The organism is Octadecabacter dasysiphoniae (assembly GCF_021532615.1).
In the GTDB taxonomy this organism is placed as follows: domain Bacteria; phylum Pseudomonadota; class Alphaproteobacteria; order Rhodobacterales; family Rhodobacteraceae; genus Octadecabacter; species Octadecabacter dasysiphoniae.
The window spans coordinates 21,346-44,896 of the sequence record NZ_JAKGAQ010000005.1; the positions used below are offsets into that span (position 1 = coordinate 21,346).

Here is a 23,551-nt window from a genome sequence, read left to right on the forward strand (position 1 = left end):
CCCTAGCGTTTGACACGAATGGCCCCGTCGGAGCGATCCGGCGGGGCCTTTTTGTTTAAGGATTTCCGATGCATCTGTTCGCCCTGATCGCCGTCACGATGTGCGCCTTTGCGGCCAATTCCGTTTTGGCGCGAGCGGGGGTTTTCACGTTCGGCACGGACCCGATGTTGTTTGCGGGTCTTCGTTTGGCAAGTGGTGCCGCGATGCTTGCGGTGTTGGTCGCTTTGCGGGGCGGTTGGGCAGCGGTGGACCGCGCCCGATTGGTGACGGCTGGCACGTTGCTTTTGTATTTGATCCCGTTTTCGATTGCCTATCTGACGCTGCCGTCGGGCGTTGGTGCGCTGATTTTGTTTGGCGTTGTCCAAATCACAATGTTTGGGGTGTCGTATCTAACGGGAACCCAACCGACCGCACGCCAGTGGGGCGGGATGGCGGTTGCCATGATCGGGCTGGGATGGCTGTTGTGGCCGTCCGAACGTCTGACGCTGGATGCCATTGGCGTCGTCTTTATGGTTGTGTCCGGGTTTGGCTGGGGCGTGTTTTCCATGCGCGGGCGCGGGTCCAAAGACCCGTTGGGCGATATGGCGATCAGTTTCGTTTTATGTGCGCCCGCAGCTTTGGTTTTGATTGTGATGGGGGGCGGGTGGTCGCCCTGGGGTATTGTCTGTGCCGTACTCAGCGGTGCGGTCAGTTCCGGCCTTGGTTATGCGCTGTGGTATCGTGTGCTGCCGCAGGTTGCGGCGACAACCAGCGCTGTTGCACAGCTTAGCGTTCCGGTGATTGCTATCATCGCAGGTGCGCTGTTGTTGTCAGAACCTGTGACGCTGGACATTGTTTTGGCGTCGGTTGTTGTGCTGGGCGGGATTGCGGTGTCCGTGCTGAAACGCGCCTAACAGTCGCGGCGCACTTCGCGGGTGCGCAGGCCGGTTTCGACCAACATGCAGCGATCGCGGGCTTCAAAATAATACCCCCGCGCGTACCAGCCAACGGCAGTATCAATGTCCCCGTCCGACAAAAGCCATGCCCCGCGCAGATAGCGGCCCGCGTAAATCAGGTTTGTTTCCGCATCCAGCAGATCGTTTCGCGCGCCAGTAAACCCCATGCCCCGCGCGGTTTCAGGCAGGATTTGCATCAGCCCATAGTAGGGACCATTGCGCGCATCGGCGCGATAATCGCTTTCGCGTTGGATGACGGCGTGCAGCAAATCTTCGGGGATGTCGTGCTCGGCTGCGTATTTCACGATCAGCGCGCGCATGGCGGGTGTTTCGCCGGGGAACAGGGCCAGCGATTGCGCTGGCGGTGCGGCCTGTTCGGCGGGGGCGCTGCACGACGCCAGAACCAATGTGATGATCGTGATCAGGGTTTTCATGGGTCTAGGGCTAGCGCGGGGGCGATGATTGCGAAAGATCGCGCCAAACCTGCGCGCGACTTATTGCCGATCAATCAGGCCGATCTGGTCCATGAATGCGTCGAGTTCTGATTTTGCGGGTTTGGCGTTGGCCGCCTTGATGGCATCAAATTTGACGCGCAGTGCCTTTTTCTCTTCGCCTTTGCAGTCGTTCCATGGGCGCCCCTGAAGCCCCATCACCAAAACGTAGTATCCGATGAAATGGGGCTTGTAGCCGTTCGCCAATATCCGTGCATAGCCTTCGTCGGCGCCCATGTCGCGCAGGTCTTCTGCGGTCATGACACCTGCGGCGTTAAATTCGGCCTCCATCACGGGGCCAAGATTCTTGATGGTGGAAATAGCAGCCATTGGGCCATTTTAGGCACCGCAGAAAAAAAGACCAGAGGCCGCGGCACGGCGCAGGACAGGCCCACGCGCGCCAGCGTCCGCTGGTCATCAGGTCCGCACACCTGAGGGGAGGAGGGCGTGCGGGGTATTTGGAATCAGATGCTCGCGAAGTCCTTGAAGACGACGGGTTTGGGGGGGGCCGGGCCTGCGGGCGGTGCCGTTGGGGGACGGACGCGGCGGGGCCGGTGTTGGTGCTGCTTGTTGGGTCGGCATGGGGCCGCTCCTTTGTCTGCCTCGGGGTCGGCGGTGCGCCGATTGTCGCCTCTTGATGGGCTTGGGATAAGCCAATCAGCGCTTTGAGGTGTGAGAGGGGCCGAAATGTGGCAAGAAGAAGGCGATTAACCTTTTCGGTGCCTGCGCGGTGGGCAAGTATAGGGATTAATCTGTGGATAACTCTGCTTATCTAGTTATTTTGACTAGCCGAACCACTAAATACCATGCCACATTCCACATATAGACGGCGGGAGCTGCCATCCCGTCAAGAGCCGCATGAGCGGCCACTTACATTCCTTGGGGGAAATGAGCATGAGTATTACAAAGCATTTACCGTGGATCGCGCCGACTGCGGCGATTCTGGCTGTGGGCGTCGGCGTTGGATCGTTCGATGGGTTGCTTGCGTCAGACGATCAGGACATCGCACCAATCAGCCAGACCACAAACACACAAGACCCGGCGATTGCAGCCCTTGCGGCCGTAACAGCCGCCGTTGAGGCCGCACCGGTCGAGCCTGAAAACACATCTGATCAGCTGGCGGCATTGCTGTCGGGCCCGACAGAAGAACCCGTCGCAGCACCCGTGGTTGAGGACGTTGATGTGACGCGATCCCAAGGGTTTGCGACCGCGACCGTCGCCCCAACACAAGACGTTGTTGCCGCCGCGCCCCAACAGCCCGCACCACAGGTTGGCGCAGATTTCTTTAGCGCCGCACAGGCCAATCTTGCGCAGGCCAATTCCTGCGCCAACGATCTGCGCAATCTGGCGACACAAGCCAAAGTCTATTTCCCGAGTGGCGCGCTGACGGGGGAGGCCACCGGCATCGCCCAAGCCCGCCTGATCGGCACCATTGCATCCCGTTGCCAAGGCGTGTCCATCGAAGTGCAGGGCCATTCGGATGCGTCCGGTGATCCCGCCATCAACCTGCGCCTGAGCCAGGAACGCGCCGAAGCCGTCATCGGACGGATCGCGGCGGGTGGCATTGATACATCCAGGTTCGTGGCCGTTGGTATGGGCAGTGCGCGCCCGTCCGGTGTGACTGGTGTCGAATCTTCGGCGTATTATGACCGCCGCGTAGAATTTGAAATTCTGGACACTGTTCAGACCGCTGCCTTTACGGCGCCTGCATTTGGCACGGCGGATTACAGCACGGTTGCCTGTGTTATCCAGCTGCAAGAGGCCGTGGATGCGACGACGATTTCTTATGCGCCGGGGTCTGTGACAGTATCGCGTGACGATTTGAACGCCGCTATGGGTCTGGCGCAGCTTGCCAGTGCATGCCCGCAGGCGCGGTTGCGGGTCGTGGGCCAACACGCTGAAGAATATGGAACAGTCGAAGACGCAGGCACAGGCCGTATGCGTGCGGTGGCTTTGATGACGACACTGGTCGGGGCGGGCTATGCGTCTGAACAGATCATCATTGGTGCGCCGTCAGACAGCCGACCCATTGAGGGGCTGAGCAACAGTCGGGTTGATTTCGACGTGATCCTCGAAGAATTGTAAATCGCTTCAAAGCGGTTAATCTTATGACGCCCAGTCTTCGGACTGGGCGTTTTTCGTTGTGGGGTCGGGTTTTGTGGCGGGGGTTAAAATTTAATACCTGATTGTTTTAATAAGGTTTGACTCACCTGACAAAATTTGTCAGGTATTGGATATGAAGCATGACACCATATCCAGAGGCGGCGCGCCCGTTGGTCATTTGACCGAGTTGAACGCAATTGAGGCCGGTGCTGTTATCTATTGGCGCCTGTGGTCTTGCGGGATTGACGGCCAGCGCCGGACCCAATCGGATTTCCGAAAAATATTGGGCGATAAATCCGGCATCGAGGCAGTGGACGCCTTGGCCCAGATGTTTGATCTTTGCGTGCGCCATGGCCGACGCCCTTTGATGCGGCACGGGCTGGATTGCAAATGTCTTGGCGCGGACGAAAGCTGTATCGCCAACTTTATCGGGTATGCATCCGAATGCCGCCGCGAAGACGCGGCATTGATCGCATCTTTGATCGTTACACCTGATCTGTGCCTTCCGATGGCGGCCTTGGGGCAAACATTCGGACTGGCCCTGCGCCGTATGGCTTTGGCTGATTTGCCGCGCGATGCCGCTGGGGCGTCCTGGTCACATTTTACATCTAAAACAATCCACTAAGGGAACATCATGAACAAGATCCTTCTTACGACTGTGCTGACATGTGCGGCACCAATGGCCTTTGCCGACACAAATACATCGGACGTCTTGACCAATTATGCCAATATCGCAGAGGCAAAGTTTCAGGACAGTCTGACAACTGCACAGGCGCTGCATGTGGCTGTCGATGCCTTGATCGCGGATCCGTCAGAAACGAATTTGCAGGCCGCAAAAGCCGCGTGGTTGGCAGCGCGGGTGCCGTACCAGCAGACCGAAGTGTACCGCTTTGGCAATGCAATCGTCGACGATTGGGAGGGCAAGGTGAACGCGTGGCCGCTGGATGAAGGGCTGATCGATTATGTGGATGCGTCTTACGGTGGCCCAACGGATGAAAACGAATTTGCAGCCTTGAACGTGATCGCGAATACGGCCTTTACCCTGTCGGGCGAAGACATTGATGCCAGCGTCATCACGCCCGAGTTTCTTGAGGGGCAATTGCACGAAGCGGACGGCGTTGAGGCAAATGTTGCCACGGGATATCACGCGATTGAATTTCTGCTGTGGGGCCAGGACCTGAACGGGCATGGCACAGGTGCCGGGAACCGTCCCTGGACAGATTACGCAGTGGGTGCGGATTGCACGAACGACAATTGTGATCGCCGTGGTGAGTATCTGAGCGCGGCGACGCAATTGCTGGTGTCTGATCTGGATTGGATGGCGGCGCAGTGGGGCGAGGGCGGTGCCGCGCGCGCCAGCGTTCTGGAAGATGACGCCGCTGGGGTGTCGGCGATGCTGACGGGCATGGGATCCTTGTCCTACGGTGAGGTCGCAGGCGAGCGTATGCGCCTTGGTGTTATGCTGAACGACCCCGAAGAAGAACATTCCTGCTTTGCCGACAACACCCACAATGATCACTATTATGACGGTCTTGGCGTACAGAACGTCTATTTGGGTGCCTATACGCGCATTGATGGCACCATCGTGTCCGGCGCGTCCTTGGCTGATTTGGTGGCGGGCGCGGATGCGGGCCTTGACGCTGAAATGCGAACCAAGCTGTCCACCACGATGCGCGAACTTGGCGACATCAAACACGCGGCAGAGGCGGGTTTCGCCTATGATCAAATGCTTGAGGCCGGTAATGCGGCGGGTGAAGATCTGATCATGGGGGGCGTGAATGCCTTTATCGATCAAACCCGGTCTATTGAACGGATCGTCGCGGCCCTCGGGGTTGAGGGGATTGCAATCGAAGGATCTGACAGCCTCGATGATCCGAGCGCGGTTTTTCAGTAGGCGATTTTACACATTGGCATGCGCGGGCGATTGTCTGCGCATGCCCTTTTGAGTCCGGATGTTCCAACGCGATGAAAACACGTTCCTTATTTGCGGCGATGTCGTTGCTTTTGCTGGCCCCTTTTGCCGTCGCCGAGGTGGACCGATACGCCATGATTGCCGACGATCCACACCTTAACACAGTGCCCCGAACCGCGGATGAACACGCGCGCATCGCGGCAGTGACGGCGTTGACGACGGATTTTACCACCCCGCAACAATTTGAAGACCGCCCGGCAGGGGCCGCCACGGTACGTGCGACGCTGGATGCAAACGCGTTCAGCATGCCATCGGGCAATATTTCCTTTGAGGACGAGTTGCTGTTCAAGGTCGGCAACGGGATTTTTCGCAAAATCTGGGTGTCGTCGCCATCATCGACGCTGGCGTCTGATGGATTGGGGCCGCTTTTTAATGCGCGGTCTTGTCAGCGGTGCCACATCAAAGACGGTCGAGGCCACGCGCCCGAGGGGCCAGAGGACACGTCGATTTCGATGTTTCTGCGCGTGTCGGTTCCTGATGCGACCGCCGCAGTCCATGCGATTGACGGATACCATGCGACACAACCGGATCCTGTTTACGGCGAACAATTGCAGGACTTTTCGCTGGCCGGAATAGCGTCTGAATACCGGCTTGAAATTACCTACGAAGATGTTGAAATCGCGCTGGCGGGGGGGGAGGTCGCGCATTTGCGCGCCCCAACATATACCGCTGCTGATCTTGGATATGGCCCCTTGGCTGACGGCGCGATGTTGTCGCCGCGCGTGGCTCCCCAGATGATCGGGTTGGGCCTGCTTGAGGCGATTCCGGCGGCGGATATCTTAGCCCTGGCGGACCCTGATGATCTGGACGGGGACGGTGTGTCGGGGCGGCCGAACATTGTGTGGTCGCGGGTCCATGATCGCCCAATGCTGGGCCGTTTCGGACTAAAGGCCGGATCACCATCGGTGCTGGAACAATCGGCTGGGGCATTTTCGGGCGATATCGGGATTTCCAATCCGCTGCATCCGTCCGGCGCGGGGGAATGTACGCCCGCCCAGACCGATTGCATCGATGCGCCCCATGGCGAGGGGGATGCGCGAGGGTTCGAAGTTGACCAAGAAATCCTTAATCTTGTAACATTTTACAGCCGCAATCTTGGTGTTCCGGCGCGGCGCGATCTGGATGATCCGGATGTATTGCGCGGCAAGGCGCTGTTTTATGATGCCGGATGCGTGGCCTGCCATCAGCCGTCCTTTGTGACCCACCGTCTGAACGACCACCCCGAACAAAGTTTCCAGCTGATTTGGCCCTACACCGACATGTTGTTGCATGACATGGGCGCAGGATTGGCTGATAATCGCCCCGAAGCGGTGGCGAACGGACAAGAATGGCGCACGCCGCCGTTGTGGGGCATTGGCCTGACGCGACAAGTGTCCGGGCATACGCAGTTCTTGCATGACGGGCGCGCGCGCAATTTGTTAGAGGCTGTGCTGTGGCATGGCGGAGAAGCGCAGACCGCGCGGGATCGCGTCGTGGATATGACACCGCTTGAACGCGCCGCGTTGCTGGCCTTTCTGGAGAGCTTGTAGATGAAACTGGCCCTTGCGTTGATCCTTGCACCGGCATTTGCGGCGGCTGACCCCCGCGTTGAAGCGGCATTGGATGATGATATCTTACCGGGGTTTGCCGCGTTGACACAGGCCACACAGGCCCTGGCGGATGCGCAAACATGCGATGTGGCGGATGCATGGAACACGGCGGCGGCGGCGTGGGTTGCGGTGTCTCATTTGCGGTTCGGCCCGAGCGAGGCCGACAATCGTGCCTTTGCGCTGGCGTTCTGGCCCGACCCGCGTGGGGCAACGCCATCGGCCTTGACGGCGTTGCTGGGCGAAGACGCGCCCCCCATCGCGGATGCGTCAATTGCTGGGCGCGGCTTTTATGCCATGGAATTTTTGCTGTTTGATCCGGCTTTCGCAGGCGAGGCGGGTCGCTGTGATTTGATTGCAGGTTTGGCCGATGATGCCAATGCCAGTGCGCAAGCCATTGAGAATGAATGGCAAAATCACTACGGCGACCTCATGCGCGAGACTGGAAATGGCACCTACCGCGACGACACCGAAGCCCTGCAAGAGTTGTATAAATCACTTACGACGGGTTTGGATTTTACGACTGCGATGCGGCTTGGACGCCCCTTAGGAACGTTTGATCGCCCACGCGCCACGCGGGCTGAGATGCGCCGTTCGGGTCGGTCTTTGGCGAATGTGTCTGTCTCGTTGGCCAGTCTGCAATCCCTTGCGGTGATCTTGGGCGGTGACAGCCTGTCAGCAGATATTCAGGCGCGTTTCAAAGTGGCCGATGATCAGATTGAGGCGATTGCGAACCTTGATGGCGGCCCTGACCTAAGCATCGTCAGCACGCCCGCGGGGCGCATCAAAGTCGAAGCGTTACAACAACGCATTGCGGAAATTCGTGTGTTTCTGGCCGAGACGCTTGGCCCGGATTTGGGTGTGATCGAGGGCTTTAACGCGATGGACGGTGATTGATGGAGACGCGGCGGGGGTTTTTGGCGGGTGTTCTGGCCAGCGGCCTTGTGCCGATGCCCACATGGGCCGACGTCGGCGATCCGACGTTCTTGTCAGCGGCGCGAACGCCGGACGGGGGCTACATACTGGCGGGGTTGGACGCGCGGGGGAGTATAAGGTTTCGCATTCCCCTTCCTGCACGTGGCCATGCCGCAGCGGCCCACCCGCAGCGCCCCGAAGCGGTCGCATTTGCGCGCAGACCGGGGACATTTGCCGTTGTTCTGGATTGCCGCAACGGTGATGTTCTGGCGCGTTTGGACAGCCCGCAGGGGCGGCATTTTTACGGGCACGGCACGTATGATCAAACCGGCGAGGTGTTGTTTACAACCGAAAATGATTTTGAGGCCGGGCGAGGGTGCATTGGCGTTTGGGATGCAAGGCGTGGATACCGGCGCATCGCTGAACTGCCGTCGCAGGGCGTTGGCCCACACGATCTGCGGCTTATGCCGGACGGTACGCTGGTGGTGGCCAATGGCGGCATTGATACCCATCCCGCGTCGGGCCGCGAGAAGTTGAACATCCCTGATATGCGCCCGAACCTGAGCTATCTGGACGTCGATGGGCAGGTGTTGGATCAAGTGGAACCGTCCGCGCATTTGGCCAGTGTCCGGCACCTGAGCGTGCGCAACGACGGGTTGGTGGGCATCGGGATGCAATGGCAGGGCGAAGTCGCTGCGGCGCCAGCACTGGTTGCAACGCATCGTCGCGGTGAGGTTTTGCGCGAAATGGGCGACGGGCGCAGGCTGGATGGGTACGTCGGTAGCGTCGCCTTTTCCGGCGACAGTGGGCGGCTTGCCGTGACGTCGCCACGGGCGGGTGTGGTTCAGGTGTTTGATTTGGACGGCGATGGCACGGAACATTGTTTTGAAGACAAGGATGTTTGCGGTGTCGCGGGAACAACCCGCGGACTTATCTGTACCAACGGGCAGGGCGGGCTGTTCAGTATTGCAAATGCAGCTGCGCATCTGGCGCGGCATGATTTGGCGTGGGACAACCACCTTGTATCGTTGGCTTGATCACCCCAAAGCCGACCATGATCCTTGGGCAGGGACAAGTGTTTATGCACACAATTGGCGTGCCATTGACCTTGGATGGCGTTGCACCGTTACGGGGCGGCAAGCGCAGTATCGCGATTGTTCAAACTCTGTCGCTCATGTTCAAAATCGCGCTACCCGATACCGAAAGGAGAAACATTCTAAGATACAGCGCTTAGCGCAATAGCGTTGTTTTTGGATATTTGCCCACAGCGAGACCAGCGAATGAACAGGATCGCTTCGCCTGTGATGTCATGATCTTTTAGCGTCTTCGGCATGTCCCGCAATGCGCAATCAATAAGGATTTCACCTGTCCGTTGGGCCTTTGCTGCAATCTGGACGTTCAGGGGTGCGCGGGGATGTTGCGCGGTTAGGCTATCGACGATCTGCTGCGCTGCGCCAACGGCCATGTAAAGAGCGACGCAGGTTCCGGGCCGTATGTTCATGACGGGATCAGGGACAGCGTAGCCGTCCGTGCGGTGCCCCGTTGTCAGAACGAGCGTATCGATTGCCCCGCGATCAGTCAGGCTATGACCCGCGCTTGCGGCAGCGGCGCAGGCCGCTGTTACACCGGGGACGATTTCAAAGGGGATGCCCGCATTTTTCAAGGCATCCGTTTCTTCAGTGCTGCGCCCGAACACGCCGGGGTCTCCGCATTTGAGGCGCACTACCCGCTGGCCGCGTTTGGCGGCTGAAACCAGTGTTTGGGTGATCTTGTCTTGTGGCCAACTGTGACAGCCGGGTGCTTTGCCGACGTAGACCCTTTCCGCGTCGCGGCGTGCCAGTTCAAGGATTTCAGGATCAAGTAGGCGGTCGTAATAGATGATGTCGGCCTCTTGCAGACGCTGGACACCGCGCAGTGTGATGAGGTCTTTGGCCCCGGGGCCCGCCCCGACAAGGCTGACGCTGCCGCCCTCGGATGCGCCGAAGTCTCCGGTGTCGATGGCTGTCTTGATCCGTTTTGCCGCGTCCCTTTCCTGGCCGCTGGCAAACAGGCGGCGGGGGGCATCGTTAAAGACCCAGCGCCACAGATCGCGCCGCGTGCGGGGGGCAAGCCGCGCTGCGGCCGCCGATCGCATGCGCCCGGCAAGGGCCGCAAGATCGCCCAAACGCGGTTCAAGGTTCTCTTCCAGCTTGGTTTTGATCTGTCGCGCCAGCACAGGTGCCGTGCCTTCGGTGCCGATGGCCACCACCACCGGATCGCGATCAACGATGGACGGGGTAATCGCGTCACACAGCCCCGGTTGGTCAACGACATTGACCGTGGCGCCCGACGCTTTTGCCAGCGCATGCAGGGCCATATCCATGCCCGGACACCCCGTTGCCACAAAGACGAGGGCTGTATCCGCAAAATCCTGCAGTGTGATCGGGCCCGCGTGATGGGTGACACGGCCTGCGGCGGCCAGATCAGACAATTCGGGGTCCAATTCCAGGGCAAAGACATCGATCTGGGCCTCTGTCTTTAGGATAAGGCGTGCCTTTTGGGCGGCCTGTTCACCACCGCCAACAATGACAACGCGGCGACCCGCCATTTGCAAAAACATCGGAAAGGTTTTCATGCAGAGAGGCTTTCTGTCTGGTGGCGTGCGTCCCAAAGGGCGCGGGCCATGTGTTCGGTTTCTGGCAGGGTTGGTGCGGCCTTTAGCGCCAAAAGCGCAAGGGCGGCGGTGCCGGTTACGGTTGCCACGGCAAAATCATCCTCAACCGCTCCGTGCCAAAGCCCGTGGGGGTCAATGCTTTTGGCGGGCTCATGCAAACGGCGGGCGCCATGGAATAGGGCACTGGCTGTTTCCTCGATATGCTCACCTCCACGCAAACCGAAGATGGCGATATCTTTTGAGGGATGACGCTCGAACTCGCCACCGCCGCCTTTGATGATTGAAAGGTCTCGTTGGCCCAAAAGCTCGGCTGCTTGGGCTTGCAGGCTGCGATAGGACGGGTGGAACACTCCCTGAACGCTGACTGGTGCGCGCGACGGGTTCCACATGCGCAGCACCGTGTTGATGCAAGACCTTAGACCGAAAGTGTCGCGCAAGTTGAGTAATTCAAAAGCTTTCGGGCAGAGCAGTTCCAACGGTGTATAGCGCAAATGCGGGCCCGCCAGATCGAGCGCATCGCGCACCGATGCCCTGGCCGATTGGTGTGAATTCCATCCGTGCATCGACACACGGTACCCGGCCAGTCCGACCAAACGCGCGGCTAACAAAAACAGTGGCGCACCTCGGCTTCGGCCAGCGGCATAAGACGGCCAGTCAAGGTCGGCCTCGGGTAGTTTTCCCCGCACGTGATCCCGAAGGGCAGCGGTGAAGCCTGCAATTTCTTCCGGGGTCTCGCCGCGTAGGCGCAACACCATAAGAAGCGCACCAACGGCTTCTGCAGCGGCTTCGCCTTGTAGGATAAGCGTCATCGCCTCTTGTGCCTCTGGCATTGTCAGCGGCCGTGCCCGCCCTGCACCGCGAGCAACAATGCGCACAAACGGGGCGAGGGTCATTCGGCGGCCATCGGGATTGATGCCTCTGCGATCAATGCCTTCAATTCCGGCTTACAGGATCCGCAATTCGTGCCAGCACAAGTTGCCGCGCCCAAGGCGGTGACAGACCCTGCGCCAGCGGAAATGGCTGAGATCAGCGTGTTGCGCCCGACATTGAAACAGGCGCAAACCGTGGCACCCGGATCCGGCAGATTGGCGGCATGACGTCCGGCAAGTGCATCGAGCGACGGGGTATCGGTGCCGATGGCTGCGATGATTGCACTGCGCGCGATAACGACCGGACGGGGTGCAACAAACAAGAGCGCGGCGATTTCGCCATCCTGTACCAAGGCCACGCGGGTGGTGCCGCTGGCCGGATCCCTTTGAACAGAAACGTTGGCCCCGTGCAGGCCGGCGATTTTTTGCGCCTCCGCCTCCCAATCGTTTGGTATGTCGCGCCCGGCCAGTTCAACCTGCCAGCCCGTGTTCGTGCGCGAAATGGCGGCGTAGGGCGTCTGTGCCTTAGGGTGATCGCGACAGGCGAGGAACCCGTACCAAGCAGCAGGATAGACCTGCGCCGTGACTGCACCTGCTTTCAAAGAGGGCTGGCCGGAAACAGGATCAACGACCGGGGCCGTAAGACTGTTGATTGTGCCGGTTGTCGTGCGTTGCCGTGTCCAATGCATCGGCGCGAACAACTGCCCCTTTGGTGTGCGATTTGTAATCAGCGCCCGTAACAGTGCTGTGCCATAAAGGCTTTGGACCTCAATCACAGCGCCGGGGACAGCGCCCAGTTCGGCAGCATCGGTGGGGTGAATTTCGACATATGGCTCTGCCAGATGGGCCCCGAGGCGCGGGGATTTTCCGGTGCGGGTCATTGTGTGCCATTGATCGCGGGTGCGGCCGGTGTTCAGCGCTAACCGCGGTTTGGTCAATTTGGGCGCTGTGACAGAGATCATCCGCGCCTTGCCGTCTGGATGATAGAACGCGCCGTCTGCAAAGAAGCGGTGCCCGTTGCGGGGCCACTGTGTTGGGATCAGGTTGGCGTAGTCCGCATCGGCAAAGATGCTTAGGTCCAGATCGCGGGGGAAAGGCGACAGGGCCGTATCCAGCGCCACATATTCCGCGAAGATGTCGGCGGGTTTTTGATAGGCGAAGGCATCGCCAAAGCCCATCCGCGTGGCGACGTCACTGACGATCCGCCAATCTGGGCGCGCCTCACTGGGGATTGGCAAGAAAGACCGCTGGCGCGAAACGCGGCGTTCCGAATTCGTCACCGTTCCGTCTTTTTCGCCCCAACCTGCGGCGGGCAACAACACATGCGCGAGGGCGTTCGTGTCCGTCGCCTCAATCATGTCGGAGGTCACGACGAAGGGCACATTCGCAATCGCTGCTGCCACGCCGTCAGCGTCGGGCATCGACACGGCGGGGTTGGTGGACATGACCCAAAGGGCCTTGATCTTACCATCAGCGCAGGCCTGAAACAGATCAACGGCCTTAAGGCCAGCTGTCGTGCAGATCGTCGGGCTGTTCCAAAATTCCTGCACAGCTGCGCGGTGGTCTGGATTATCGATCTCAAGATGATTGGCCAGCATATTGGACAGCCCGCCGACTTCGCGCCCGCCCATCGCGTTGGGTTGGCCGGTGACAGAAAACGGCCCGCAGCCGGGTTTGCCGATCCGCCCTGTGGCCAAATGGCAATTCAGGATCGCGTTGACCTTGTCGGTGCCGCTTTGGGATTGGTTGACGCCTTGGGAATAGACCGTGACGACCTTTTTGGTCTCGGCCCAGAGGGTGAAGAATGCATTGAGGACATCTGCGGGCAAGCCGGTGTCTGACACATCCGTGGTGCGGGCCGCTGCGAGGGTATCGGCAAGCCCGCTGATGTGTGCGTCTGTGAAGGCCGCGTCGATGTGCGCGGTGTCAGCCAGATGCGCCAGTAGGCCGTTGAACAGCGCGACATCCCCGTCCGGGGTGATGGAAAGATGCATGTCCGCCAAATCGCTGGTGGCCGTCCGGCGCGGGTCGATATTGACGACGCGCATCGCTGGCCGCGCCTCTTTTGCCGCTGCGATCCGCTGATGCAGCACCGGATGGCACCATGCGAGGTTTGATCCAACCAGCACGATCAGGTCCGCCTGTTCGAGGTCTTCATACGTGCCGGGGACGGTGTCTGTCCCAAAGGCCCGCTTGTGCCCCGCGACAGAGGACGCCATGCAAAGCCTTGAATTTGTATCGATGTTGGCCGACCCGATGAAGCCTTTCATCAGCTTGTTGGCGACGTAGTAATCCTCGGTCAGTAATTGCCCGGAGGCGTAGAAGGCCACGCTGTCGGGGCCGTGTTGCGCGATGGCGGCGCTGAACGTGTCGGCCACGAGATCAAGCGCTGTGTCCCAGTCGGCGCGTTTGCCGTGGATCATGGGGTTGAGGAGACGCCCGTCCAGATCAATCGTTTCGCCCAAGGCCGCACCTTTGGAACACAACCGCCCGAAATTCGCCGGGTGATCCGGGTCGCCTTTGATGGTGCCGTCCGCGCCGGCCAGAACCCCGCAGCCCACGCCGCAATAAGGGCAGGTTGTGCGGGTGAGCGTCATGCGGCCGACCGCGCTTGCAGAAAGGTGCGGTCCAGCAGGATGCGGCCACCGTCAACACGGGCCGGATAGGTCGCGACGCGGCCTTCATCCGCGCCCTGGGCTTCGCCTGTTTCAAGTGAGATGACCCAGTTGTGCAAAGGGCAGGTCACCGAGGTCCCATGTACGATACCTTCGGCCAAAGGCCCTGCTTTGTGGGGGCAGGCGTTGTCCAGCGCGAAAACTTGGTCATCCGCGGTGCGAAATACGGCCACGCATCCCAGGGGCGTCTTGATCATCCGCGCGCCGCGCGGCGGGATGTCTTCGAGGGGGGCGATGTCGATCCAGTCGGTCATTCGGCGGCCTCCAGTGACAGATTAGCAAGGGGTTGATACCGGTCGGCCTGTTTCTGGACGTGATCGGCCCATGGATCATGGCGATAGATCGTCTGGCTTAGCTCAAACCGCTCAACCAGGGCGTCGCGTTCTGCCGCAACCCGATCTTTGATCCAATCGAGGCCGACTTTCGCCATCCATTTGTAAATCCGGTCGAGGTATTTGGCGTTTTCACGGTAAAGCTGCGTGATCGCCTTGATAACGAGGATTGCGTCTTCTTCTGTGGGCACTTGGCACAGCAATTCCGTTTCCTTGACGTCCATCCCAGCGGCACCGCCGATACTGATCTGATAACCCGAATCCACACAGACGATGCCAATGTCTTTGCACGTCGCTTCGGCGCAATTGCGCGGGCAGCCGGACACCCCGAGTTTCAGTTTATGAGGCGTCCAAGCGCCGTGCAGTGTTTTTTCGAGCTTGATGCCAAGGCCGGTGCTGTCTTGCGTGCCAAAGCGGCAGTGGTCGGTGCCGACACAGGTTTTCACCGTGCGCAGCCCCTTGGAATAGGCGTAGCCGGACACCATGCCTGCGGCGTTCAGATCGGACCAGATCGCGGGCAAATCTTCGCCTTTGACGCCCAGCAGATCGATGCGCTGGCCGCCGGTGACCTTGACGGTCGGGACCATATATTTGTCGGCAGCATCGGCGATGGCGCGCAGTTCAGACGGGGTGGTGATACCGCCCCACATGCGTGGCACGACGGAATAGGTGCCGTCTTTCTGGATGTTTGCGTGTTTGCGTTCGTTGATAAAACGCGACTGCGGGTCGTCTTGATATTCCAGCGGCCAATCGGCCAGCAGGTAAAAGTTCAATGCGGGGCGGCACGACGGGCAGCCGTCGGGGGTTTTCCAGCCGCATTCCTGCCAGACGGCAGGCATTGACGTCAGGCGCTGGGATTTGATCATGCGCCGCACGTCTTCGTGGGTCATATCGGTGCAGCCACACATCGATGCGGCAGCAGGGATGATGAAATCATCGCCCAGCGTGACGGCCAGCACTTGTTCGACCAGCCCCGTGCACGTCCCGCAGGATGCGCTGGCCTTAGTGGTGGCTTTAATCGCGCCCAGATCAGAGGCGCCCGCCGCGATGGCGTCTTCGATTTGACCTTTGCAGATTCCGTTGCAGCCACAGATCTCCGCATCACGCGGTAAGGCTGCAACAGCTGCTAAAGGGTCCAGGGGGGTCCCCCCTTGATAGGCGGGGCCAAAGATCAGCGTGTCGCGCATATCGCTGATATCGGTCTTGTCGCGGATCAACCCGAAGAACCAGTTGCTGTCGGCGGTGTCGCCATACATGACCGCGCCAATCACCATGTTGTCCATGATGACCAGACGGCGATAAACGCCGCGGGCGGGATCTCGAAAGACGATGTCTTCGCGCCCCTCACCATCAGCGAAATCACCTGCGCTGAACAGATCACAACCGGTGACTTTCAGCTTGGTGGACAGTTCCTTTTGCACAAAGATTGCAGGCTGTTCCATCAGGGTTTGCGCCGCGACCTTCGCCTGATCATAAAGCGGGGCGACCAGCCCGAAGATCGCGCCGTCATGTTCAACGCATTCCCCCACGGCGAGGATATTGGCGTCAGACGTTAGCATCTGGTCATCCACATGGATGCCTTTGCCCACGGCGAGGCCCGCATCCTGCGCCAGCTTCACATTCGGGCGGATGCCCACGGCCATGACCAGCAAATCACAGGGCAATTCTGTCCCGTCATCAAGCAGCAGGGCGCGGACGTGGCCGTCTTCGCCCAGAATTTCCGAAGAATTGGCGGAGCATTTGACAGTAATCCCTTTGTCCAACAGCGCGCGGCGCAAAAGATACCCCGCGGCTTCATCCAGTTGACGTTCCATCAGGTGGCCCATGATATGCACCACCGTGACGTCCACACCGCGTGCAGCCATGCCAGCCGCTGCTTCGAGGCCCAGCAGACCGCCACCGATCACGACGCATTTATGATCAGGACCAAGGTCCATCATACGCTGCGTGTCTTCCAGATCACGGTAGGCGATGACGCCGTCCAGATCGTGACCGGGCAGGGGGATCATGAAGGGGTTTGATCCGGTGCCAAAGACGAGCTTGTCGTAGGGCAAGACCTCACCGTTGTGGAGCTTAACGGTCTTGGCGTCGCGATCCACGGTGTCCACGAAACACCCAAAACGGGTGGTGATGTTGGCCTCTGTGTACCATGCGTCATCATGGGTGATGATTTCGGCGTAGGTCTTTTCGCCGGACAGTACGGGGGACAACATGATGCGGTTATAGTTGCCACGCGGTTCGCCGTTGATGAGGGTAATGTCGTATTCTGCCCCTGCCTCAACCAGGGTTTCCAGCATCCGGCCTGTGGCCATGCCGGCACCGATGACGATCAGTTTTTTGGTCATCTCTTTCACTCCGCTGCGATGGCTTTGGGTTTGGGTGTTGCGCCGTGTTCGTATTCCTCAAGAAAATCGAGGACTTCTTGGCGGTAGGCGTAGTAGTCGGGATGTTCCAGCAGCGCCTTGCGGGTGCGTGGCCTTGGAAGATCGACGTTTGTGATCTTTCCGATTGTGGCCTGTGGTCCGTTGGTCATCATGACGACGCGGTCGGCCAGAAGGATGGCTTCGTCCACATCATGGGTGACGCAGATGGCAGTGACTTTGGTGCGCGACCAGACTTCCATCAGCACCTCTTGCAGCTCCCACCGTGTGAGGCTGTCGAGCATCCCGAAGGGTTCATCCAGAAGCAACAATTTGGGGGACAACGCAAAGGCGCGCGCGATGCCGACGCGTTGTTTCATGCCGTTGGAGAGATCCGCCGCACCTTTGTTCATGCTGTCAGCAAGGCCCACCCGTTCGAGGTAGTATTCCACCACATCCTGACGTTCCGCCCGCGACGCGCGAGGATAGACTTTGTCCACGCCGATGGACACGTTTTCTTTGGCGGTCAGCCATGGGAACAAGTTGGGTGATTGGAACACCACGGCCCGTTCTGGGTCCGCGCCTTCGACGTTCCAGCCATCCAACCGGATCGCGCCCTTGGAGATCGGGTTGAGACCAGCGGCCATGGTCAGTACGGTGGATTTGCCGCAGCCAGAATGACCGATCAACGAGATGAATTCGCCTTTGTTGATTTTAAGATCGAAGTTCTCAACCACCGTCAGCGGACCTTTGGGCGTGGGATAGACCTTGTCGAGCTGCGAGAAGTTCAGGAATTTTTCCTCGATACCGCTTTCTTGTGCCTTGGCAACGGCGGCGGGCACCCCATGGATCGGCGTGACATTGGGCAACAGGCGGGTCTCTTCGACCTTGGCGGCGACGCCCACGTCCATCAGGTAGTTGGTGACCTCTGCGCGCAGGGCTTTGAAGGTGGCGTCGTTGTTCATGGCCACCCGATCCCGTGGGCGGGGGATGTCGACGGTGAATTCATCACCCAGCGTTCCATCCGGGTTCAGAGCAATGATGCGGTCCGCCAGAATGATCGCTTCATCCACGTCATTGGTGATGAGAACGCAGGTCTTTTTGTTGGCGTCCCAGATGGCTTCGATTTCATCGGCCAGATTGGCGCGGGTCAGCGCGTCTAGCGCGGATAGCGGTTCATCCAGCAACAACATTTCAGGGTCCATCGCCAGCGCGCGGGCCACGTTGACCCGTTGGCGCATGCCACCGGACAGTTCCGCCGGACGGCGGGTGGCAGCATGGGACAGGCCCACCATAGCGACGTAGTGATCGACTTTGGCGGCGCGATTGGCCTTGGACATGTCGGGGAACATCGTGTCCACGGCCAGCGCCACGTTGCCTTGCACCGTCAACCACGGCATCAACGAATAGCTTTGAAAGATTACGCCGCGTTCGCGCCCCGGTTCGGTGATGGGCGCGCCTTTGAAGGTGACTGAGCCACTGCTGGGCTGTTCGAGACCCGCCATCAAATTGATCAGCGTGGTTTTACCAGTGCCCGAAAAGCCGAGGAGGACGACGAATTCACCAACCGCTACGTCTAGATTGATGTCTTTCAAAACCGGCGTGTCACCGTAGTTCTTGCAGACGTCTTTGAAGGAAAGGATGCTCATGTTGATCACCGATTGTTCGAAAATGTGAACAGGGACTGGAGCGCATACATCACACGGTCGAGGAGGAAGCCGATGATGCCGATGGTGAAAACTGCCACCATGATGCGCGCCAGCGACTGCGAACTGCCATTCTGGAATTCATCCCAGACGAATTTGCCAAGACCGGGGTTCTGAGCGAGCATTTCTGCCGCGATCAGTACCATCCAACCCACACCGAGGCTCAGGCGTAGACCTGTGAAGATCAGCGGCAGCGCCGAGGGGAGCACCAGTTTGGTGATCTTGGTGTAGGTGTTCATTTTCAGCACGCGGGACACCGACACGAGGTCTTTGTCGATGCTGCTGACGCCGAGGGCGGTGTTGATCAGCGTCGGCCAGAGCGAACAGAGCGTGACCGTGATGGCCGAGATCAGGAAGGATTTGGAGAACATCCCGTCATTGCTGGTGTAGGCGGCAGACACGATCATCGTGACAATCGGCAGCCATGCCAGTGGAGAGACGGGTTTGAAAATCTGAATCAGCGGGTTCAGGGCCGCATTTGCGGTGGCGGACAGCCCCGCGGCAATGCCCAGCGGAATGGCCACGATGGACGCGATCAGAAATCCAAAGAAAACCGTTTTGATCGAGGTCCAGATTTGGTCGTAATATGTCGGTTTACCTGTATAAACGCGGTCACGGACTTTGTCGGTGTCCCCATTGGCGATGTGTTCTGCGTTGCGTTCGTCTTGGCGCACATAAAATGCCGCTTCGCGTTCGCCTTCGCGCACTGCATCAGCGCGCAATTCACCGACCTGTTCCCAGACCTGTGCCGGACCCGGAACGGCACCGAGGGATGTCTGAACTTGTGGGGCGAGTGTGGCCCACAGCCCGATGAACAGCCCAATGGCGAGGACGGGAACCCCCAACAAACGCCAGATTTCACCAGCCTGCGCGCGTGGGTTGTCCCCTGCGGCGGCCTTTAGGATGGGTGTCACCCAAGACAGGCCCAATACGCGGAACCAAGCGTCGGCCTTGTTGATACGGGCGAACCGCCGTTGGCGGCGGGCTTCGGTGTCCAATGTGGTGGGATCAATCGCGGTCATATCGGGTATCCAACTGTTGCTTTTGAGAAGAAGAGGAAGAGGGTCCCACCCTGCATCACTGCAGGGTGGGTGATCCGGGTTAGCCTTGGACTTCGCCGTCAATGACGGTTTGGCCGGATTTCAGACCAATCGGCAGGCTGTCGATGTAAGCGTTCGGTGCGCGACCATCAAAGGGGATGGCGTCGATGATATCTTCCGCCGGTGTCGGGGATTTGAACCCGTCGCTGTCCCACGGGAAATCAGCCTCATCTGCCATGCCTTCGTCGACCAGCATGCGTGCGGCTTCAAGGTAGATGTCTGGGCGGTAGACGTCTGCGGCGGTTTCAAAATACCACTCGTCCGACATGGTTTCACCGATCTGACCCCAGCGGCGCATCTGCGTCAGATACCAGATGGCATCCGAATAGAACGGGTAGGTCGCGTTGTAGCGAAAGAAGACGTTGAAGTCGGGGGCAGGGCGCACGTCACCCTTTTCGAACTCAAAGAAGCCAGTCATGGAATTGGCGATCACTTCGTAATCTGCACCGACGTATTCAGGACGTGACAGCATTTCGACCGCTTCGGGGCGATTGGCGTTGTCGTTTTCATCCAGCCAGATTGCGGCGCGGATCAGTGCCTTTGTCAGCGCGATTGTGGTGTTGGGGTTTTCTTCGGCGAATTCAGCCGTGATGCCGAACACCTTTTCGGGGTTGTTGTTCCACATGTCATAATCAGTGATCACTGGAACGCCGATGTTTTTGAACACGGCCTGCTGGTTCCAAGGTTCGCCCACGGCGTAGCCAAAGATCGTACCGGCCTCCATTGTGGCAGGCATTTGCGGGGGTGGTGTCACGGACAACAAAACATCCGCACTGATCTGGCCGGAAATATCCTGTTCGCTGTAATATCCTGGCTCAAGGCCACCTGCGGCCAGCCAATACCGAATTTCGTAGTTGTGAGTAGAGACAGGGAAGACCATCCCCATGTTGAACGGTTCACCACGGTCCAGATAATCCTCAACCACGGGTGCAAGAGAGCTGGCACTGATCGGGTGCTGGGGGCGACCATCGTCCATCAGCGGGACATGGGGGCGCATTTCTTCCCAGATTTCGTTGGACACGGTTATGGCATTGCCGTTCAGATCCATGGAAAAGGGCGTGATAATGTGTGCCTCGGTGCCGTATCCGATTGTGGCGGCCAGCGGTTGACCTGCAAGCATATGCGCGCCGTCCAATTCGCCGCTGATGACGCCGTCCAGCAGCACCTTCCAATTGGCCTGTGCTTCAAGCGTGACGAACAGGCCTTCGTCTTCGAAATAACCAAGCTCGTATGCAACGGCGAGCGGTGCCATGTCTGTCAACTTAATGAAGCCGAGTGTCAGGTCCTCTTTTTCGAGATCCAAGGACTGTGCCACCGCCGTCGTTGCCAAAAGGCTGGAGGTTGTCAAAAGCACTGCAAGTGTCTTTTTCATCTTAAGTTCCTTTCTGAGCCCTGTTGGGCAAATAAAAAAAGCCGCACGTAGGGAGACACGGGGGAGGAGGTCCGTGATCCATACGAGCGGCTTTGCTCTTGAGTGATACATGACCGACATCGGTCAGGTTTTTTGGCGGGCTTCGTTGCCCCTTAAGTACACGGTGCCCCGCAAGCGCCGGATTCATCAACCGGTTTTCTGCACCTGCGAATGAAAAAATGCCGCGATGCAGAAAGTGCTTAAGAATTCATCGTTTTTGCGGATGGAAATCGAAGGTTCTGCCATCAAAGAAGGCATCCGGAGCAAGAATCATATGACCTCGGGTTGAAGCAACGGCTGTTTCATACATCAGCGCGCCTTCGACCTTTTCTGACGCGCCGGGCATGTCGGCCCCCACGGCGCCCAAGTTTTGTCGATACAGATCAGAGCGAAAACAGGCTTTCGCGTTTTCAAGGCCCGCAGCGTCCGCGCCCAACTGATGGGCGATCCAGGCCGCTTGGCTGCGCCACGGAAAAGATGCCGCGTATTTGTGGAACTGTACGAAGCGTTCGATGGGTTTGGGGGCATCGTTCAGTCGGGGCACGATTTGGCCCGATAAGGCCGGGTCAATCAGATCTGGCGACATGCTGAGGTGTTCGCTGCGCGCCAGAATTTCCACGGCCAGCGTGCGGTTTTTCGGCACGTCCAGCCAAGCCGCCGCAAGATAGACCGCGCGCATCATCCTGCGTGCCGCGTCTTCGTTGTGTTCAACCCAATCATGGCGGGCCGCCAGAACTTTTTCAGGCGCAAAATTCCAGACGTCCGCGCCGGTCATCATAATCCGGCCCACGTTTTGCTGCACCGCGACGCTGCCCCAGGGCTCTCCCACCCAGAAGGCATCGACAAACCCGTCGGCCACGGCATCGGCCATGCGCGGGGGCGGGACCGTAATTTCCTCGACCTTTAGACCAGGCACAGTCGAGGTCCAATAGGACAGCAGTAGGCGGTGCATGGAATGATGAAAGGGCACGCCGATACGCAATGGCTGCGTGCCCCGCGTCGTCAGGGCGCGCAGCAGTGCGGCAGGGTCGCCAAAGGGGATATCGGGTAGGTTGGCGGCCACGTCGTTGGACACCCCGAAGATCGTGCCGTTCACGGATAAGACCATCAGCGTGTCGATCTGTGCTGGCAATCCACCAAGACCCATCGACATGGCCACCGGCATGGGCGACAGCATTTGTGCCATATCCAGATGACCCAAGGCCAGCATATCGCGCAGTGCTGACCAGGAAGGTTGCCGCACGAGGTTCAGGACAAGGCCTTCTTCGGCGGCGAAACCCAGTTCTTTGGCAATGACCAAGGGCGCGCAATCGACCAACGGAACGTATCCGCAATTCAGGACGGTATCACTCATGACAGCAAATCCGCCGCGGTGACCAATGCATGTGCCACGTCGATCACCTTTCGGTTCTGTCCCATCGCCGTCTTGCGCAGCAGCGTATAGGCTTCGTCCTCGGACATGTTCCGCTGGCGCATAAGGATCCCCTTGGCGCGGTCAATCGTCTTGCGATCTTCCAGGGCCTGTTTTGCGGCATCCAGTTCCGATTGCATCTGACGCATGACTTTGAAGCGCGCGATCGCTGTCTCCAGAACGGATTTGATCCTTTCCATCTTGAGGCCATCAACGACATACGCGCTGACCCCCGCGTTCAGCGCTGCCTGTGTTAAGGACTCGTCGGTTTGATCAACGAACAACGCCACCGCACGTTTGGATGTTTCCGTCGCGAAAGAGATATGTTCAAGCGTGTCGCGATCCGGATTCGTAAGGTCAATCAGCACAATATCGGGCTTGAATTCCTGTACTGTGCGGTCCAGCGCAGAAATCTGCGCCAGTGCCTTCACATCCGACCACCCCGCATCCGTCAAAGCGGTGATGATGCCGAGGACGCGATCAGGATCAGGTTCGACAACAAGGATGCGCAAATCATGGTTCATATGGCTCTCATTTGAGCAGGCTTTAGGAACGTCAACCAAACGGGCGCGAAACGCTCAGTTTCGTCGTGGACCTGCACCCAAATCGGGCAACTGACACCCAGCTGCCCATTATTTCTACATATTGCGAGAAGAATACATGCGCCGACCACAAAGCCCCAGCGCGCGTCAATACAGATGCGTCACAGGATCGGCATGTTAGGGGGGCAGTATAGGCGAGGCTGCCGGTGGGGAATGGATCATGTGATCTTGTTGTTGCAAACGCAAAAATACGCATCGCAACGCTGGCCGGTCATCTGGAAGTGGACCGGCGAGAAATGCGAAAGACCCCGAACACGATTTCGCGTTCAAGTTTTAAGATCCGTGATCAGGTATGCGCTTTTGATCTGTCTTTCGCCCCTAGTGGGATGAGGATCGGTCGGGTAATTGTGGTCACCCTGACAAACATATAACCCAAATTGGGTAACCATTACAGATCAGTGTCTTGAGGGAAATTTGGCTCCGGCGGTAG

The 23,551-nt window shown here is 58.9% G+C and carries 19 protein-coding genes; 7 read left to right on the forward strand and 12 right to left on the reverse strand.

The genetic code is table 11. The features are described 5' to 3' along the window. Positions 1-68: 68 nt before the first annotated feature. Positions 69-893, forward strand: a complete 825-nt coding sequence (locus L0664_RS16400; RefSeq protein WP_235226984.1) for a DMT family transporter — start codon at positions 69-71, stop codon at positions 891-893. Here the strand turns inward: L0664_RS16400 and L0664_RS16405 are convergent. Both L0664_RS16405 and L0664_RS16410 read right to left on the reverse strand, forming a co-directional pair. Continuing rightward, positions 890-1,369: a transglycosylase SLT domain-containing protein gene (locus L0664_RS16405; protein WP_235226985.1), complete on the reverse strand. Its 480-nt coding sequence runs from the start codon at positions 1,367-1,369 to the stop codon at positions 890-892. The two genes, L0664_RS16400 and L0664_RS16405, sit on opposite strands and share 4 nt — an antisense overlap. Before the next feature lie 60 nt (positions 1,370-1,429). Then, positions 1,430-1,756, reverse strand: a complete 327-nt coding sequence (locus tag L0664_RS16410; RefSeq protein ID WP_235226986.1) for a TfoX/Sxy family DNA transformation protein — start codon at positions 1,754-1,756, stop codon at positions 1,430-1,432. A 564-nt stretch (positions 1,757-2,320) separates the two neighbouring features. On the opposite strand from L0664_RS16410, the gene L0664_RS16415 reads away from it, so the two are divergent. From L0664_RS16415 to L0664_RS16440, 6 genes are all read left to right on the forward strand, one after another. After that, positions 2,321-3,511: an OmpA family protein gene (locus L0664_RS16415; RefSeq protein WP_235226987.1), complete on the forward strand. Its 1,191-nt coding sequence runs from the start codon at positions 2,321-2,323 to the stop codon at positions 3,509-3,511. Between the two features lie 151 nt (positions 3,512-3,662). Next, a complete protein-coding gene (locus L0664_RS16420) occupies positions 3,663-4,154 on the forward strand; it encodes a hypothetical protein (protein ID WP_235226988.1) in 492 nt (163 codons plus the stop codon). 9 nt (positions 4,155-4,163) lie between these two features. Further along, positions 4,164-5,423, forward strand: coding sequence for an imelysin family protein (locus tag L0664_RS16425; RefSeq protein WP_235226989.1), 1,260 nt, complete (start codon positions 4,164-4,166; stop codon positions 5,421-5,423). 71 nt (positions 5,424-5,494) lie between these two features. Beyond that, positions 5,495-7,030, forward strand: coding sequence for a di-heme oxidoreductase family protein (locus tag L0664_RS16430; protein WP_418888039.1), 1,536 nt, complete (start codon positions 5,495-5,497; stop codon positions 7,028-7,030). Continuing rightward, positions 7,031-7,984 (forward strand): imelysin family protein, encoded by a 954-nt coding sequence (locus L0664_RS16435; RefSeq protein ID WP_235226990.1) that lies wholly within the window; start codon positions 7,031-7,033, stop codon positions 7,982-7,984. Next, positions 7,984-9,039 carry a DUF1513 domain-containing protein gene (locus tag L0664_RS16440; RefSeq protein WP_235226991.1) on the forward strand — a complete coding sequence of 352 codons (1,056 nt, stop codon included), beginning with the start codon at positions 7,984-7,986 and terminating at the stop codon, positions 9,037-9,039. Before L0664_RS16435 ends, L0664_RS16440 begins: the two co-directional genes overlap by 1 nt. A gap of 179 nt (positions 9,040-9,218) precedes the next feature. On the opposite strand, the gene cysG is transcribed toward L0664_RS16440, so the two are convergent. The 10 genes from cysG to L0664_RS16490 form a co-directional block, all read right to left on the reverse strand. Next, complete coding sequence (gene cysG, locus L0664_RS16445; protein WP_235226992.1) at positions 9,219-10,616, reverse strand: siroheme synthase CysG; 1,398 nt, start codon at positions 10,614-10,616, stop codon at positions 9,219-9,221. Continuing rightward, on the reverse strand, positions 10,613-11,548 hold the full coding sequence (locus tag L0664_RS16450; protein WP_235226993.1) for a glycosyl transferase family protein: 936 nt from the start codon (positions 11,546-11,548) through the stop codon (positions 10,613-10,615). Before L0664_RS16450 ends, cysG begins: the two co-directional genes overlap by 4 nt. Further along, on the reverse strand, positions 11,545-14,121 hold the full coding sequence (locus tag L0664_RS16455; RefSeq protein WP_235226994.1) for a nitrate reductase: 2,577 nt from the start codon (positions 14,119-14,121) through the stop codon (positions 11,545-11,547). Before L0664_RS16455 ends, L0664_RS16450 begins: the two co-directional genes overlap by 4 nt. Beyond that, the gene (nirD, locus tag L0664_RS16460; RefSeq protein WP_235226995.1) at positions 14,118-14,453 is read right to left on the reverse strand and encodes a nitrite reductase small subunit NirD; all 336 of its coding nucleotides are present in this window, start codon (positions 14,451-14,453) and stop codon (positions 14,118-14,120) included. Before nirD ends, L0664_RS16455 begins: the two co-directional genes overlap by 4 nt. After that, positions 14,450-16,876, reverse strand: coding sequence for a nitrite reductase large subunit NirB (nirB, locus tag L0664_RS16465; protein ID WP_235226996.1), 2,427 nt, complete (start codon positions 16,874-16,876; stop codon positions 14,450-14,452). The genes nirD and nirB overlap by 4 nt, the downstream gene beginning before the upstream one ends. A gap of 5 nt (positions 16,877-16,881) precedes the next feature. Continuing rightward, positions 16,882-18,540 (reverse strand): ABC transporter ATP-binding protein, encoded by a 1,659-nt coding sequence (locus L0664_RS16470; protein WP_235226997.1) that lies wholly within the window; start codon positions 18,538-18,540, stop codon positions 16,882-16,884. 5 nt (positions 18,541-18,545) lie between these two features. Beyond that, the gene (locus tag L0664_RS16475) at positions 18,546-19,619 is read right to left on the reverse strand and encodes an ABC transporter permease (protein ID WP_235226998.1); all 1,074 of its coding nucleotides are present in this window, start codon (positions 19,617-19,619) and stop codon (positions 18,546-18,548) included. 79 nt (positions 19,620-19,698) lie between these two features. Then, a complete protein-coding gene (locus L0664_RS16480; protein WP_235226999.1) occupies positions 19,699-21,069 on the reverse strand; it encodes a CmpA/NrtA family ABC transporter substrate-binding protein in 1,371 nt (456 codons plus the stop codon). 247 nt (positions 21,070-21,316) lie between these two features. After that, positions 21,317-22,462, reverse strand: a complete 1,146-nt coding sequence (locus L0664_RS16485; RefSeq protein WP_235227000.1) for a CmpA/NrtA family ABC transporter substrate-binding protein — start codon at positions 22,460-22,462, stop codon at positions 21,317-21,319. Beyond that, the gene (locus L0664_RS16490; protein WP_235227001.1) at positions 22,459-23,043 is read right to left on the reverse strand and encodes an ANTAR domain-containing response regulator; all 585 of its coding nucleotides are present in this window, start codon (positions 23,041-23,043) and stop codon (positions 22,459-22,461) included. Before L0664_RS16490 ends, L0664_RS16485 begins: the two co-directional genes overlap by 4 nt. Between the last annotated feature and the right edge of the window lie 508 nt (positions 23,044-23,551).